Source organism: Acinetobacter sp. FL (assembly GCF_040744925.1).
Taxonomy (GTDB): domain Bacteria; phylum Pseudomonadota; class Gammaproteobacteria; order Pseudomonadales; family Moraxellaceae; genus Acinetobacter; species Acinetobacter radioresistens.
Genome location: NZ_CP160437.1, coordinates 2937029 through 2952700, shown reverse-complemented (window position 1 = coordinate 2952700; position 15672 = coordinate 2937029). Strand labels below are relative to the sequence as shown.

Here is a 15672-nt window from a genome sequence, read left to right as displayed (position 1 = left end):
AATGAATAGGAAGAGAACAGCTGATGCGTGGTGTAAATAAGGTTATTTTAGTAGGGACTTTAGGGCGCGATCCAGAGACAAAAACTTTCCCAAATGGCGGCTCTTTAACACAGTTTTCTATCGCAACGAGTGAATCGTGGACAGATAAAAGCACAGGTGAACGTAAAGAACAGACAGAATGGCACCGTATTGTGCTACACAACCGTCTAGGTGAAATTGCCCAGCAATATTTACGTAAAGGTTCAAAAGTTTATATTGAAGGTTCATTGCGTACCCGTCAATGGACCGACCAGAACGGTCAGGAACGTTATACTACCGAGATTCGTGGTGAACAGATGCAGATGCTAGACTCAGGCCGACAGCAGGGCGATCAGGCAGGTGCAGGTTTTGGTGGTGATCAAGGCTATGGTCAACCACGTTTCAATAATAATCAGGGTAGCCAGGGCGGTTATGGTAACGGCAACCAGCAGGGTAGCGGTTTTAATAATAACAGCAACCAAGGTGGCGGTTATGGCAATAATAACCCGGGCGGTTTCGCACCTAAAGCTCCTCAGTCAGCTCCAGCCTCTCAAGTTCCGGCTGACCTGGATGATGATCTGCCATTCTAACTGGTATTAATAAAACAAAAAGCAGACCCGTGGGTCTGCTTTTTTACGTTCATTTTTTAAATAAAAAAGAACGACTCAAAAAAAGAGCTGAGTCGTTGTTGAGCAAGTTCTATCAAAAGTAAAAATACTGCAAATCTATTTTTAATTAGCCATTAACGATTGAACCGCCGTTTACATGAATAACCTGGCCTGAAATATAGCTGGCATCATCGGAAGCCAGAAATAGATAGGCAGGCGCCACTTCGCTTGGTTGGCCCATGCGTTCCATTGGCGTTTCCTTACCAAAATCTTTAACCTGTTCTTCATCAAAGCTACTTGGAATAAGCGGGGTCCAGATTGGTCCGGGCGCAACACCATTTACACGAATTCCTGTTTTATTTTTAAGGAGATTAGTCGATAAACTACGTGTAAAAGAGGTAATGGCGCCTTTAGTACTCGAGTAGTCAATTAGCTGGTCATGTCCGTGATAACTGGTGATGCTGGTTGTATTAATAATACTGTCACCTTCTTTTAAATAAGGCAGTACTGCTTGGGTCAGGTAGAACATTGAAAAAATATTGGTTTCAAAAGTCTTGAATAATTGCTGCTGCGGAATATCAGTCAGATATTTCTGTGGGTACTGTACCCCGGCATTATTCACCAGAATATTAATTTTCTGGAATTCATTTAGAGTTTTTTCAACTAGCTGATCAACTTCTTCTTTTTTCTGGATATCACATTTTACCAGAAGGCAACGCCGGCCTTCCTGTTCAACCATTGCTTTGGTATCTTCAGCATCCTGACTTTCTTCTAGATAAGCAATCACAATATCTGCACCTTCACGTGCAAATAACAACGCAACTGAGCGACCGATTCCACTGTCACCACCAGTAATCAATGCAACTTTATCTTTTAATTTATCACTACCTTTATGGGAAGCCTTGATAATTTCAGGCTCGGGATTCATTTTGGTCTGTTTACCCGGTTGATGGGTTTGAATCTGTGCAGGTGGTGTAGCTGGGTACTGATTCATAAGATCTCCGGATGATTGTTATAAAAAAATAAATAAAAAGGATTCAGAGAACTCTGAATCCTTGACTTAAAATAATTACATACGGTCCCAAGCATCTTTAATAGCATGTTTAGCCTGTTCCCACTTTAAACGTGATTCACGTTTAGTTTCTTCCCATTTCTGCTGCAAGCTGCCTTCCATCTCATCAAAGTGACGGCCTTCATTTTCTCGGCGGCTCGTATAACCCAAGTTATAAGCACCTGAATAATCACGATCATATTCCAAGTCAGGATAGTGTGTTAATGCATCTTTATAATATGGAGTCTTATTATAATTTTCCTTCCAATATTCCTGAGATTGACGATGTGTATCGTCTTTATAAGTGCTGGTCGTATCCGTTAGGTTTTCATTTACGTCAACCATTGTACATCTCCTGCTTTATAGTAAAAATCTATAGTTAAAATATAAAAGCTATTTACTAAAAAAGATGTTGGGAAAATATATTAAAACATAGAGGGATTGCTGCTTTATGTTTTCTAATTTTACATTGAAATATTATTTAATAAATTAAATATAAAAAATCGGATATTATATAAATATCCGATATTAAATTTTTTATTTTTAAGAAAGAAGTAATATATTTAAATCTATCTATATTAACAAATAGCCAAAGATGAAAATAATCTTAATTTTCTAAGATTAATAATCTTCATTTTGACCTTCCTGACGAGAGCGATATTGATCATCGGTTTCATGCTGCATTGCATTATTACTATTTTGCTGATGCTGCTGACCCTGTTCATACTGAGTGGTGCGTTGCTGCTGTTGCTGTTCAGGGCTAACTTGCTGTGGCTGGCCGCCATGACTTTGCTGATTATGCTGACTGGTAGCACCCATGCCTGTACCTGTCAGCCCTTGGCCTTCCTGACCACGATTAGTTCCTTGCTGGTTATTATCAACACCACCTTGCTGATTCAGACTTTGGCCTTGTTGGCTCATGCCCTGCTGGCCCATATTTTGACCCTGCTGACTCTGAGATGAACCTTGCTGGCTTTGTTGATTATACTGATTCTGTTGACCCTGCGGGTTATAATTCTGCTGATCTGGCTGTCCTAAACCTTGGCCTTTCTGATCTGACTGCTGGGTATGTTGCTGGCTTTGCTGCTGTTGTTGCTCAACATTCTGCTGGCCTTCCTGCCCGACGCCAAGTTGTTGGTTCTGGTGGTGGATACCCTGATCCTGTTTGCTCTGGGTATTATTTTCCTGTTGTTTCTGTTCGCCAGTCTGTCCTTGCTGGTTTTGCAAATGCTGTTGATTTTCCTGATTTTGATTGTTCATATTATTCATGTCTCACCTCTTGTGTTTAAAATAGTCTATACATCACATGAAAATAATTAGAACATAGAATTAGGTTATGAAGTGTTTAAGCATGTTGCTGAATAATTAAAATTAATTATTTAAAATAAATAAGAATATAGAATTAGGTAATTAAAATAGGAGGTTGTTATGTTTTAGGTTAATCTTAAATTAATTTAATATTACATTGGTTACATATAAATAAGATTTAAAGATTATCTAGATGAGTTTTGCTTTATTAAAAAAAATAGGAAAAGCACTTTAGTGCTTTTCCTATTATTATTTATTATTACAGTTTAGAAAATTATGCCGGAATCTTTTTGGCCTGCATTTCACGAGCCCAGACGCGATGCTTGAGCAGTGCAGTCTTCAGCTGTTCCTGAACAGCTGTAAAGTTCGGCATAGTAATTACACCTTCATCAGGTTCAATAAGAGGCATGGTAGTAATTAATCTTTCATTCCCGTTCAGGAAGACCAGTGGTTTCAGATGCTTATAGGTTTCCATAATATAATGCATCAAATAACCTTCCTGATCTGGTACAACTTCTTTGGTACCGCCAAGTACTACAGTTGCATCATAGAAAATCGAAGGTTCTGACTGATAGTTTCCTTTGAGTGGTAAAGTCGCGTTCGTATCAGAAGTTACGAAACCACTATGGTCACTGATACATTCAAGGATAACGCCTTCCTTGATTGCCCAGTCCTGAATGGTTTCAAATTCCTGCATGCTGAAGCCATCTTGTACCAACAGGGCCAGACGGCGTGCACGAATATCAAGTGGCGGGAAGGCCTCCTGACTCAGGCGTTTTGACGGAGTAACAGTTGCTAGCTCGCGTTTTGGTGGCATAGGAAGTGAAAGCTTCTGTGCAACATAACTTGCCAGTTCATCATCGATATAGCTGAGCATTTCATTGACGATACGTTCACGGATATAAGCACGTTTAACTTTGGTAAGCTCAAATACATAAGCATCTTTAATATGCTGTTGCTCATGTGGAGTCTGGCTAACATAAAATAGACGTGCCTGACTAAAGTGATCATTAAAAGACTCACTGCGCTCACGTACCTTATGTGCATCTACACGTTCATAGTAGCTTTCAAAACCACCGCCACTTGGTGCCGGTGGAGTTTCACGTGGCCAGTTGTTATCAATCGAATTAGGTTCATAGTTTGCCTGACCTTGATGCACAATCCGCTGGTGATAACCATCACGCTGATTATTATGGAAAGGACAAACGGCACGGTTAATTGGAATCTGATGGAAGTTTGGACCTCCAAGACGTATTAACTGGGTATCTGTATAAGAAAACAGTCGTGCCTGTAGTAACGGGTCATTACTAAAATCAATACCCGGTACAACATGTGCCGGACAGAAAGCTACCTGTTCAGTTTCTGCAAAGAAATTATCTACATTACGGTTTAGTGTAATTTTACCAATTGGAGTTACAGGTACCAGCTCTTCTGGTATTAATTTGGTGGCATCCAGAATATCAAAATCAAACTTATGCTCATCCTCTTCAGGAATGAGCTGAACACCGAGTTCCCATTCCGGATATAAACCGCTTTCAATAGCATCCCACAGTTCACGGCGGTTAAAATCAAGGTCTTTACCATTGATTTTTTGTGCTTCATCCCAGAGTACCGAGAATACACCTTGCATCGGGGTCCAGTGGAATTTCACAAAGTGAGATTTACCTTCAGCATTGATCAGGCGGAAAGTGTTCACCCCGAAACCCTGAATGCCGCGGAAACTTCGTGGAATTGCACGATCAGACATTAGCCAGATTACATGATGCGCTGTCTCTGGTGTAAGTGAAACAAAGTCCCAGAAAGTATCATGTGCTGAAGCTGCCTGAGGGATATCATTGTGTGGTTCGGGTTTAACAGCATGTACGACATCTGGAAACTTTATCCCGTCTTGAATAAAGAAGACCGGCATATTGTTACCCACCAGGTCATAATTTCCCTCAGTGGTATAAAATTTCATGGCAAAACCGCGAACATCACGTGGAATATCTGGTGAACCGCGTGAGCCCTGTACAGTCGAGAAGCGTACAAACATAGGTGTGGTAATTTGGGTATTAGTCAGGAAGGCCGCCTTGGTAAACCGTTCATTTCCTTCATAAGCCTGAAATACGCCATGTGCACCAAAACCACGGGCATGTACAATCCGCTCCGGAATACGCTCATGGTCAAAGTGGGTAATTTTTTCCCGCATGATAAAATCTTCAAGCAGGGCAGAGCCACGCGAACCTGCTCTTAGCGTATTCTGGTTATCTGCAATTTTTAAACCCTGATTGGTCGTCAGTGCATGACCCGTAGCATCACTTCGTGCACTATTTAAGTCAAAAGTCTTGAGGTTATCGTTTTCTTTATCTGGTGTGTCGGCGCCTGCCAGCTCACTTTTAGAATAATGTTGATTCGTCATACCATGCCTCTATTGTTTTAGGTGTGTGTACTACAAACTTCAAAGACAACCCTTATTCAGGTTGAATCAGCTGATTTAATTCACGGCAAGCCTGATTTAGAACTTTATGCAACTTCTCTTCAGGCGCACCCTCTGCATAGAATCTGAAATCATGAACCTTGCCGTTATAGTAAATAGAATAGAAAAAGGTCCCGACAGGTTTTTCTGGTGTTTCCGAACCACCAGGTTTCACCAGACCTGTACAAGCCACAATAATGTCGGCATCAAAGAAATGATGACCATGCTCAGCCAGATAATGAGTAACTTCCTGAGACTCAGGCGTATACTCTTCAATCAGGTCTTTAGGAATATTTAAGATTTTTTCTTTAACTTTTAAGTCATAACAGACCAAACTGCCAATTAAAACTTCACCCGAATGCGGGTTAAGTGAAAACTGATAAGCCAGATAACCTGCTGTTGCACTTTCGATGAACGCAACTTTTAAGCCTAGATCTGCCAAGTGCTTGCAACAGACATAAAACATTTAGAAGCTCCCTTGTCTTATTAGATTTAGTTCTAGAGCAATGCTTTTTAAATTTATTGCGATGTCGGTAGATAAAAACAGAAAATGGGCAAAATTGAATTAGCAACTTACATACTTAATACTTTTTGAATATAAAAGTTAAATAGGGTTTTCTAATATAAAATAAATAAAAATAAAGACTTAAGTATAATTGTTTCTCTGTATTTCTATAATATTTACATATCGCTATATAAACAGTTGTATAAAAATATATCCAACATACACAATCCTTACACATTAAATTAAAAGTTAAAACTTAAGGTGGTCATTCCTTTAAAAATATAATCATGCATGATTAAGAGAAATAAAATTTCTGCATTTGAGATTTATTAAATTATTTATATAAATCAATAAATTAATCTATATTTTTGGTTTATTGTTATTTGTGGGAATATTAGAATTAATAAATTTAATGAAAAACTTCTACAATAATATCCCAGGTGTTTCAAAATATTAAAATGTAAATAAAAGTAGAGTTTATAGTCTTTAGTTTTTTGAAAATAAAAGAAATTTATTAAAACACAACTTTATTTTTACGTGTTCTTAACCAGAGATAACACAAACTTTATTTAAAAGAAGAGGGGAATGCTATTTCTTAACAGGAGTGGATTAAAAAAAGAGATAATGAAATATGGTTACCACAACAACGCAGCCAGTGAGAAAGCTGACCCAGAAGAAAAGCCCGGCCTTATCTCATAAAGAAACAGTAAAATTTTTTTCTGAACCTGAGCGGGATACGGCTGAAAAGGAAAAATTCGCCGAAATTTATTTAGAGCGTTTTATTGATACAATTACACTTGAAGAAAAGGAGTTTCCACAAAATTTAGAAGATTTAGGGGCATGGCTCAACAATAAAAATATTCAGGCATGTGAATCTTTTCAGAGCTATCTGGAACGAAGGAGGCAAAATGGTGCCCGTGAATATTTTAAAAACGTCGGTGAAGCTCTAGAATTTCTGGTCAAGATTGGCCCGACCAAAATGGTTGATGGTTCTTGGCTCTATAGCTTGTGCAAATACTGGCAAAATCCTGTTTACAATGAAGCGATCTCGATTTACCTGGATGAACTGGGAGGTGGATCTTCTTCACTCAACCATGTCTGCCTCTATCAGCAATTACTGGATCAGCTTGAACTTAACGATTTTGAAAATCTTTTGAGTGATGAACATTATATCCAGGCCGCGGTGCAACTGGCTTTAGCTTATGCACCTGCTGAATATATTCCAGAAGTGTTAGGATTTAACATGGGATATGAGCAGCTTCCCTTACATTTACTCATCAGTAATTATGAGTTAAAAGAACTTGGTATTGACTCACATTATTTTAATTTGCATATCACGATTGATAACTTTGATAACGGCCATGCCCAGAAAGCCCTAGAAGGTGTACTTAAAGTTGCCCAGCGCTATCAGGATAAAGAAGAATTTTTGCGCCGTGTAAAAATTGGCTATTACTTGAATGATGTAGGTATAGGTTCCACTGCGGTAGTTAAAAATCTTGATCTGCGCAGTAATGTAGAAAAAATTCTGATCAAGAAAGCCAAAGTGGGTCGTTTTATTCATGGTGATAAATGCCGTATAGAAAACCGGCAGATTAATGACTGGTTACAGGATGATGAGAGTACAGTGGCCTTCTTGGATGCCCTGATCCGTAAAAACTGGATCAAGCCGGGGGAAGATGTACAGGAAAGCCGTTTCTGGAAATTGATTGATGATGACCGCGGTAAAATGTTTGGTGTATTTAGCTATCCTGAAAAACAGATGATTTACGACTGGATTCAGGGTCCACAAAGTACTTCAACCACCAGCTTGCGTGGTTGGGCAAGAAAGCATGAGCAGAAGAACCAGAATCAGGACCGTCCAGAAGATATGGTCGATTTTGAACTGACTTTTTTGAAGAAGTCCTATCAGGCTGAAACTGATTTCCAGAAGCGTATGAATATGTTACTTCCTTATCTGGCACCTCATATGCATCATACCCCGGTAGGGCTATGGAGTACGGATCAGTTTACACGATCACTGTTTCCAGCTCTGAAAGCTTCTTTTGTTTAAGTTCAGTTAGGCGGGAATTTTCTTGAATATAAAGTTCTTACATGATCGGGTATAGCGCAATTCTATACCCGAATTATTTTGTGAAAATGAACTACAGCAAGATCTGACCATTGAGCCAGTTGGCCTTTATGTAAATACTGAAATTAACATTATATATACAGAAATTTGTACTTAATTTTTTCATCCTGAAAGAAACTTTTTAAGTTTATTTCTTCTATTTCAGTGGGAATTCGTCTTATAAAAATATTATTTATTAATGGGTTATATTTTTTTAATTATTAGGCCGAATTGTTTAGTTAGATGAATTTATCCTCCAGTTTGCTTAATACTTGAGATAGACAATTTAGAATTCTGGCATTTTTTAATACGGCGTTTCTGAGAGCGTTGGTACATAATCTGGAAAACGGTTAACTGACGGATAATAACTTTGGATATTGCAGTAATCGGTAGTGGCATGGCTGGGCTTGCTACCGCAAGAATTCTGAAAGATGCAGGACATGAAATTACTATTTTCGAGGCACTCCCGGGCCGAGGTATGGACAGTCATAGTCTGGAGTTTGAGGGGGGCCTGATTGATGCCCCGCTACGGGTTATGAATCCCTATTTATGGAAGAATACATTGAGTCTGGCCAGTTACCTGGGCATTAAAACTTTTCCGGTACGTACCTATATGGCCTGTAGCTGGCTATTTGAAGACCGTACTGAAACCTGGCTCACAACTTCACGTACCCGCATTGGTAATATTCCCATTATTAATAACCGCAAGGGCATCAAGCAGTATGGCTGGCGTCTGGTTAAAGGTATGCTACAGCTAAAAACAGCAATTCATCAGTTCTTCAAGTCTAAAAATCAGGATATTACACTGGCTGAGTTCATTAACCAGCATGATATTGAAGAAGTATTCTGGCATGGCGCAGTAATGCCGGTACTCTATACTATCTGTACCTGTAATCCGAAAACCATCGGAGACTGGCCTGCCAAACCGTTACTAATTTTTCTGCGTCAATTGACTGATGGAGATGCCCTGATCCGTATGCAAGGCGGAACACCTGCATTGGTAGATAAATTGATCGAAGGTATTCGTATTCAAAGTGGCTCTCCAATCTGTAAGGTGGAAGAACAGGGTGAAAAAGTTCTGCTGGAAAAACAGGATGGTGAGCAGTCGGTCTTTGACCGGGTAGTAGTTGCAACACCGACCACTAAACTTGAAGAGTTCATGAACCCGCAACAATTTGCGGATGATATTGAACTTCTCAAACAGTTTAAGTTTGAACAGGGAGAACTGGTTATACATACAGATAGCTCAGTGATGCCGCCGCGCCGTAAAGACTGGTGTGTACTGAGTTATATGATGGACCGTCATTTTACCCGACAACAGTTTACTGTCTGGCTTAATGCAGTTGAGCCAAGTTTGGTCGGTAAGTCTCCGGTATTTCAGACATGGCGTCCGGTTACTGAAATTGATCCAAAAAAAGTGATTTCCAGTGTAACGTTGACTCGGGCAGTAGTTGATTCCAAAACTGTGGCATTAAACAAAGAAGTCCAGCAACGGCATTTACAGCCGAACCGTAAGGTATTCTACTGTGGTTCATGGTCATGTGATGGTCTGCCGATCTTGGAGTCTGCTGTCACTTCGGCTATTCATATTGCCAAGATCTTTGATGCACCTTTGCCATTTTTAGGTTTAGAACCTAAAGTGGAGATCGCACCGCAACTTGGTTATTAAAATCTCATGAAATGGGCCCAGATACTCTGCCAGTATTTACCCCAACATAAATATGCTATTGATGCAGCACAGTTGGGTGACTCGGCAGAGTTGGCCTGGACCAACCTGGGTTACTGGCAAGCTGAGGAAAATTATCCTCAGGCCTGCCAGCAGCTGGCTGACCGGTTAGCACAGGCAGTACAGCTTAAGGCTCAGGATGCTGTATTAGATCTGGGCTGCGGCCAGGGAGCGAGTCTGCTGCATTGGCAAAATCAGTACCAGGTTCAATATATAGAAGCTGTAGAGTTACAGCAAAACTGTGTCAAAAAGATTGGTCAATATCATCTGCCAGCCTTAAAAGCGATTTATAACCAGTCTTTTCTTGCCTTAAAACCAATAAAATTTACTCAGCAGTTTGATGTAGTTCTTTGTATTGATGCTGCTTACCATCATGCACTAAGCCATTTTCTGAATAGTGTAACTAGTCATTTAAAGCAGCATGGTCATCTAGGATTCCATTATTTGATGTTGTCAGATGACTGGCAACAGGCAAGCCTCTGGCAAAAAAGTAAATACCAGTTATTGGTCAAAGTAGCTGATCTCAAACTTAAAGACTTAAAAACTCAAACTGAAATGGTAAATCTGCTAGAAAATTATGGTTATGAGCAAATAATGATCCAAGATATATCTTCAGAAGTTTTGCAGGGCTTTTCCAAATACGTGGCAAAACTACGTAACTCTGGACAATCCACCATAAAAAATACAGATTATTATAAAATCCAGATGACAGCCAAACTTTGCGCCCAGCTTTACGCTGATGGATTAATTCGCTATGTACAGATTAGTGCAATAAAAGCTGAATAAATCGAGAAAAGAAAAGTAGAGGAGAAATGGTGCCGGCACACGGATTCGAACTGTGGACCTACTGATTACAAGTCAGTTGCTCTACCAACTGAGCTATGCCGGCACTGTGGCGTAGATTCTACCGAAAAACACCTAATTTTCACAAGCGAAAAAATGAACAAATGAATTTTGTCTAAGTTTAATGCTTTCAGGTCATCAAGAAGGTATCGGAAGATACCTTCTTTAATTAATATTTAAAAATTAATATTCCCAGAACATACGCTGAATTTCTTTAGCATCTCTGGTCTGAGTGAGTGCAAGTGCAGTCAGCAATTTGGCTTTTTGCGGATTTAAATCATGTGCAACCACCCAGTTATATTTATCATCTGGCTGTTCGGCATTTCTTAATACAAAACCTTGGGGTACACGAGATGAACGAATAATCTGTATACCGCGCTGCTGGAGCTCAGTCAGGGTAGGTACAATATTTTTGGCTACCGAGCCATTGCCTGTACCCGCATGAATAATTGCCTTTGCGCCTGCTCGAGCATATGCTGTATAGGCATCGGGCAACATATTGCCAGAACCGTAAACAATCTGGACCAGCGGCAGAGCATCGCCCTTAATATTCTCGATATTAAATTCAGACGTATTGTTAAATCGTTTGGCTACGCTTCTAAACCAGTAAGGTTTCCCTTCAACCAGTGTACCTAGCGGTCCCCATTGACTGGCAAAGGCATCGGTATGGATATTAATTGTCTTGCTGACATCACGTGCTGCAAAAATATTATCATTCATGAGCACGAATACGCCTTTATTTTTTGCATTTTCTGCGGCTGCCAGAGCAACAGCACTATACAGGTTTAAGGGCCCATCAGCAGACAGCGCTGAAGGTGGACGCATAGAACCTACCACTACAATCGGTTTATCAGTATGCACGGTCAGGCTTAGAAAGTAGGCAGTTTCTTCCAGAGTATCTGTTCCATGCGTAATCACTACACCGTTAACATCAGGTCTTTTAACCAGCTCATTAACTTTACGGGCAATTGTCAGTAATTCTTTATCAGTAATACTCTCGGAAGCTATCTGAAGAGCCTGTACTCCAGTAACATTAGCCAGATTCTGGATTTGTGGTACTGCGTTTAATAGGTCATCAACGGGTACCTTAGCCGCTGTATAGGTAGCACTGTTGGTTGAGCTGGCACCAGCACCGGCAATGGTTCCTCCAGTTGCTACAACCACAACATTATTTTTGGCAAAAGCAGAAAAGGGCAAGAGTAAGCCCAAGCTTAAAGTCAGAGCGGAGAGTGTTTTTTTCATCATTTTTCCTTTTAAGATTTATGTACATTCCAAGCATTTTTTGTACCATTTATAAGTTAATACAAAGCAGCAGATTTTAGTCATATAAATTTAAAATACTGTTTTTAGATTAATAAATATTCAGTGATGAGGATTTCGATATTTAAATAGAATGTTGAGATATAAATTCAGTTTTAAAAGATTAAAAGAAGTTTGAGGAGGTTTAAATGATATTTAAGAGTTACTAGATAAGCTTGAGATTATTTTATTCTTAATTTATAAATTTTTGGCATTGAGCTCAATGATAAGAAATTTTTTTATTAACTGATTTAAGCTTCTTTAGATTTATAAATTAATCATTATACCCCAACTAATTTAGGATTCAATAGGGCCAACTGGAAAACATGAGGCAATAAAAAAAGCCTAAACCCTTTAGATTTAAGCTTTTAGAACTCTATGAGATATCATAGAAAGTAAACTTGGCGGTGAGAGAGGGATTCGAACCCTCGATACGCGTAAACGTATACACACTTTCCAGGCGTGCTCCTTCAGCCACTCGGACACCTCACCAAGGCGTGCGATAATAACTAAAAAAACCGCGCCTGCCAAGTTGAAACAATTGATTTGAAGAAAAATAAATAACTCGGTGATAATATGGCGCAAAAATGGCATCTGTTATGAAGACAAAATATGCAAAGTTCTGCAAAAAAAGCCGCATTGCCTGCGATTACCTTGGCAGCATTAGGGGTGGTATTTGGGGATATTGGGACCAGTCCGCTTTATGCACTTAAGGAATCATTCCATGCAGCTCATGGTTTAGGGATCAGTACAGCTAATGTATTAGGTATTTTGTCGATTATCTTCTGGACAATGACGCTGGTCATTACCATTAAATATATCGCTATTGTAATGCGTGCAGACAACAATGGTGAGGGCGGCATCATGGCGCTTCTTGCATTGAATTTACGTAATACCCGTTTCAGTGACCGCAAAAAATTACTGTTAATTGCTATTGGTTTTATTGGTGCTTCACTATTTTTTGGTGATGGCATTATTACGCCTGCGATTTCAGTATTATCTGCCGTAGAGGGTCTGTCTATCGCAACAGATGCTCTGGATCCGTATATTGTTCCAATCGCCATTACCATCGTGACGACCCTATTTATCATGCAAAAGTATGGTACTGCTTTTGTTGGCAAATTTTTTGGTCCATTAACCCTGCTCTGGTTTTTCTCGCTCGGCTTATTGGGCATTTCCAGTATTATTCAGACACCTGTGGTACTAGGAATGTTCAGCCCACACTGGGCGTTTCAGTTTATTGTAAGCCATCCGCTCATGACTTTTTTTATCATGGGAGCGGTAGTGCTTACTGTGACAGGTGGTGAGGCACTCTATGCCGATATGGGACACTTTGGGCCTGTACCCATCCGTCTGGCCTGGTTTTTTGTAGTCTTGCCATGTCTGGTACTTAATTATGCAGGACAGGGCGCATTATTATTGAGAAATCCGAGTGCTATTGAAAATCCATTTTATCTGCTAGTGCCGGAATGGGCGCTGTATCCAATGATTTTTCTGGCCACTATGGCTGCAGTAATTGCTTCTCAGGCGGTGATTTCAGGCGTATTTTCATTGGCGCGTCAGGCTATCCAGCTGGGTTATTTACCACGCCTTACTGTTAAGCATACCTCGGATTCAGAACAGGGCCAGATTTATGTGCCATTGCTCAATTGGGTACTGCTTGCTTCTATTATTGTCTTAATCCTGATTTTCCAGACCAGCTCGCGCCTTGCTAATGCCTATGGCCTGGCTGTAACTTTAACCATGCTGTGTGACACTTTGCTGATTGCTGCATTTATCCGTTACAGCTGGAAATGGAAAATGCCAAAGCTGATGCTGCTGATCATTCCATTTCTGATACTGGACTTGGTACTGGTCAGTGCTACCTCACTAAAGGTATTCTCGGGCGGATGGGTGCCATTATTGATCGGTGGAGTTGCTTTTCTTCTGCTGATTACCTGGAAACAGGGGCGTGAGCTGACCTTTGTAAAATTACAGCAGGATACCTTGCCTCTGGAGCTATTTGTCGAGAGTATCGGTGATCAGGCTAACTGGGTAGAAGGAGAGGCAGTTTTCCTGACCGGTACACCTACTGTAGTTCCACATGCGATGCTGCATAACATGAAGCATAATAAGGTCTTGCATCAGAAAAATATTATTCTGACAGTCAAGATACAAGATGTACCTTATATGCCTGACGAACAGCGCTTTCATGTAGAGGTACTAAATCAACATTTTTATCGGGTTGAGCTGTACTATGGTTTTAAGGATGAGATGAATATTCCTCATGCTCTGGAAGCAGTCTATGAGGCACTTGAGCTTGAATATAACCTGATGCAGATTAGTTTCTTTGTCTCACGTGAACGGATTATTAGTACAGTTGGAGACGGTATGGCACCTTGGCGTGAGAAGCTATTTATTTCAATGCAGCGTAATACCAGCCCTGTGAGTGACTTCTACCAGATTCCGACCAACCGTGTGGTAGAACTGGGTAGCCAGATCGAGATCTAGTGAAAATACACATAAAAATGGCACTTTCGAGTGCCTTTTTTATTGCCTGCTGATCAAGTGAACAGTTTTGCGACATAAAATGTCGTTCTAAACGGTAGCGCAATATACAGCATGCTCCTGAATTGTTAAGCTTCGCGTTCATGTTGATCTTGATGTGGTTATGGCAAAGAAACCAAGCAAAAAGGCTAAAACTCAAGCTAATTTTTTAAGCCAGAATATTGGAAAGATTCTACTTACCCTAGTTGCAACGGGAAGTTTTGCAATCGCATTTGGCAGTGAAAAAATTGCCAAGCTTCTTCCTGCCTCAGGCGGCAATAGTGGATGCCTAAAACAGTTCTACCGTGATGTGCCACCGATACTGAGCAGGGAAAGCCTGAAAAAAGACAGTTATGCACTGTGCTTTAACGGCTTCAACGTGATGTATTCGGGGGTGTCCAAAACCCCATTGTGGTCGGCCGAGTATCTGACACCTGAACGTTTAAGCATCAAGATCAAGCGTGAAGACAATTTCCATGAGGAAACACGGGTGCAACAGGCGCATCGTGCATTGCTGACAGACTACCGTGGTTCAGGCTATGACCGTGGGCACATGGCGCCAAATGGCGATATGAATAACACCGCTGCACAATATGATAGTTTCTCTTTAGCTAATATGGTACCGCAATCGCCTAAAAATAATCAGGAACTCTGGCGTAAGCTGGAGGAAGCCGTGCGTGCGATTGTAACCAAACAGCATAGGGATGCTTATGTTGTTACAGGGCCTGTGTTTGAGGGAAAACGACTCAAAACCATTGGGCAGGGCGTGATTGTGCCAACTGCCGTGTATAAGGCGGTCTATCTGCCCAAGCAGGGCATTAGTGGTGCCTACTATGCGCCCAATAATGATTCCCAGCAGGTAAAAGTGGTCAGTATCTGTTATCTGGAAGAAAAGCTAGGCATTAATTTATTCCCGCAACTGACCGAGCAGCAGAAGCGTAACATCTATCAATTACCGTTGACCGCAGCTCAGGTTAAGGCCAATCAAGACATTAAATATATGCGTTGGGATGCGGAAAGCCAATGTGCGGAAGAAGCCGATACCGCCAGCATACAGGCTCAACAAAAGCAGTTTGCTTCAGGACAGCCCCAGACTGCTGAAAGTAAGTTGCCACAGATTGATGAGGAAACCAAGCAGGCGCTGATCAAGCAGTTGGTGGATATGCTGGTGCAGTATTTTTTACAATTGTTGAGATAATGTAGAGCATCTTGCAAATCATCTATGT

General features: G+C 40.5%; 12 protein-coding genes and 2 tRNA genes. 6 read left to right on the top strand and 8 right to left on the bottom strand.

Going from position 1 to position 15672, the window contains the following annotated elements; genetic code table 11:
- Window positions 1–23 precede the first annotated feature (23 nt).
- Window positions 24–608 carry a single-stranded DNA-binding protein gene (gene ssb, locus ABZP31_RS13885; protein WP_005017910.1) on the top strand — a complete coding sequence of 195 codons (585 nt, stop codon included), beginning with the start codon at window positions 24–26 and terminating at the stop codon, window positions 606–608.
- Window positions 609–753: 145 nt separating this feature from the next.
- Here ssb and ABZP31_RS13880 read toward each other — a convergent pair whose 3' ends face one another.
- From ABZP31_RS13880 to ABZP31_RS13860, 5 genes are all read right to left on the bottom strand, one after another.
- Window positions 754–1620, bottom strand: coding sequence for an SDR family oxidoreductase (locus ABZP31_RS13880; protein ID WP_262475476.1), 867 nt, complete (start codon window positions 1618–1620; stop codon window positions 754–756).
- A 75-nt stretch (window positions 1621–1695) separates the two neighbouring features.
- Window positions 1696–2022, bottom strand: coding sequence for a hypothetical protein (locus ABZP31_RS13875; protein WP_005024124.1), 327 nt, complete (start codon window positions 2020–2022; stop codon window positions 1696–1698).
- Window positions 2023–2298: 276 nt separating this feature from the next.
- Window positions 2299–2946 carry a hypothetical protein gene (locus ABZP31_RS13870; protein ID WP_111282560.1) on the bottom strand — a complete coding sequence of 216 codons (648 nt, stop codon included), beginning with the start codon at window positions 2944–2946 and terminating at the stop codon, window positions 2299–2301.
- A gap of 313 nt (window positions 2947–3259) precedes the next feature.
- Window positions 3260–5383, bottom strand: coding sequence for a catalase HPII (katE, locus tag ABZP31_RS13865; RefSeq protein WP_138000923.1), 2124 nt, complete (start codon window positions 5381–5383; stop codon window positions 3260–3262).
- 52 nt (window positions 5384–5435) lie between these two features.
- A complete protein-coding gene (locus ABZP31_RS13860; RefSeq protein WP_005017921.1) occupies window positions 5436–5906 on the bottom strand; it encodes a CinA family protein in 471 nt (156 codons plus the stop codon).
- Window positions 5907–6576: 670 nt separating this feature from the next.
- Between ABZP31_RS13860 and ABZP31_RS13855 the strand changes: the two genes are divergently transcribed.
- The 3 genes from ABZP31_RS13855 to ABZP31_RS13845 all read left to right on the top strand — a co-directional run bounded on the left by ABZP31_RS13855 (window position 6577) and on the right by ABZP31_RS13845 (window position 10564).
- Window positions 6577–7995: an iron-containing redox enzyme family protein gene (locus tag ABZP31_RS13855; RefSeq protein ID WP_075040524.1), complete on the top strand. Its 1419-nt coding sequence runs from the start codon at window positions 6577–6579 to the stop codon at window positions 7993–7995.
- 427 nt (window positions 7996–8422) lie between these two features.
- A complete protein-coding gene (locus ABZP31_RS13850) occupies window positions 8423–9721 on the top strand; it encodes an FAD-dependent oxidoreductase (protein ID WP_248121968.1) in 1299 nt (432 codons plus the stop codon).
- A 6-nt stretch (window positions 9722–9727) separates the two neighbouring features.
- Window positions 9728–10564, top strand: coding sequence for a cyclopropane-fatty-acyl-phospholipid synthase family protein (locus ABZP31_RS13845; RefSeq protein WP_367156831.1), 837 nt, complete (start codon window positions 9728–9730; stop codon window positions 10562–10564).
- Window positions 10565–10591: 27 nt separating this feature from the next.
- On the opposite strand, the gene ABZP31_RS13840 is transcribed toward ABZP31_RS13845, so the two are convergent.
- The 3 genes from ABZP31_RS13840 to ABZP31_RS13830 form a co-directional block, all read right to left on the bottom strand.
- Window positions 10592–10667 (bottom strand) — tRNA-Thr (locus ABZP31_RS13840).
- Between the two features lie 137 nt (window positions 10668–10804).
- Complete coding sequence (locus ABZP31_RS13835) at window positions 10805–11866, bottom strand: type II asparaginase (RefSeq protein WP_367156830.1); 1062 nt, start codon at window positions 11864–11866, stop codon at window positions 10805–10807.
- A gap of 456 nt (window positions 11867–12322) precedes the next feature.
- A tRNA-Ser gene (locus ABZP31_RS13830) sits at window positions 12323–12412 on the bottom strand.
- A gap of 120 nt (window positions 12413–12532) precedes the next feature.
- On the opposite strand from ABZP31_RS13830, the gene ABZP31_RS13825 reads away from it, so the two are divergent.
- Together ABZP31_RS13825 and ABZP31_RS13820 are read left to right on the top strand one after the other, a co-directional pair.
- Complete coding sequence (locus ABZP31_RS13825; RefSeq protein WP_005404642.1) at window positions 12533–14410, top strand: potassium transporter Kup; 1878 nt, start codon at window positions 12533–12535, stop codon at window positions 14408–14410.
- Between the two features lie 160 nt (window positions 14411–14570).
- The gene (locus ABZP31_RS13820) at window positions 14571–15644 is read left to right on the top strand and encodes a DNA/RNA non-specific endonuclease (protein ID WP_005405261.1); all 1074 of its coding nucleotides are present in this window, start codon (window positions 14571–14573) and stop codon (window positions 15642–15644) included.
- The last annotated feature ends 28 nt before the right edge of the window (window positions 15645–15672 follow it).

What these genes read in the sequence shown, in the direction of transcription:
- ABZP31_RS13835 (WP_367156830.1), bottom strand. Translation starts at nt 11,866, where the DNA reads ATGATGAAAAAAACACTCTCCGCTCTGACTTTAAGCTTGGGCTTACTC.
- ABZP31_RS13880 (WP_262475476.1), bottom strand. Translation starts at nt 1,620, where the DNA reads ATGAATCAGTACCCAGCTACACCACCTGCACAGATTCAAACCCATCAA.
- ABZP31_RS13860 (WP_005017921.1), bottom strand. Translation starts at nt 5,906, where the DNA reads ATGTTTTATGTCTGTTGCAAGCACTTGGCAGATCTAGGCTTAAAAGTT.
- ABZP31_RS13855 (WP_075040524.1), top strand. Translation starts at nt 6,577, where the DNA reads ATGGTTACCACAACAACGCAGCCAGTGAGAAAGCTGACCCAGAAGAAA.
- ABZP31_RS13875 (WP_005024124.1), bottom strand. Translation starts at nt 2,022, where the DNA reads ATGGTTGACGTAAATGAAAACCTAACGGATACGACCAGCACTTATAAA.
- katE (WP_138000923.1), bottom strand. Translation starts at nt 5,383, where the DNA reads ATGACGAATCAACATTATTCTAAAAGTGAGCTGGCAGGCGCCGACACA.
- ABZP31_RS13845 (WP_367156831.1), top strand. Translation starts at nt 9,728, where the DNA reads ATGAAATGGGCCCAGATACTCTGCCAGTATTTACCCCAACATAAATAT.
- ABZP31_RS13825 (WP_005404642.1), top strand. Translation starts at nt 12,533, where the DNA reads ATGCAAAGTTCTGCAAAAAAAGCCGCATTGCCTGCGATTACCTTGGCA.
- ABZP31_RS13820 (WP_005405261.1), top strand. Translation starts at nt 14,571, where the DNA reads ATGGCAAAGAAACCAAGCAAAAAGGCTAAAACTCAAGCTAATTTTTTA.
- ssb (WP_005017910.1), top strand. Translation starts at nt 24, where the DNA reads ATGCGTGGTGTAAATAAGGTTATTTTAGTAGGGACTTTAGGGCGCGAT.
- ABZP31_RS13870 (WP_111282560.1), bottom strand. Translation starts at nt 2,946, where the DNA reads ATGAATAATATGAACAATCAAAATCAGGAAAATCAACAGCATTTGCAA.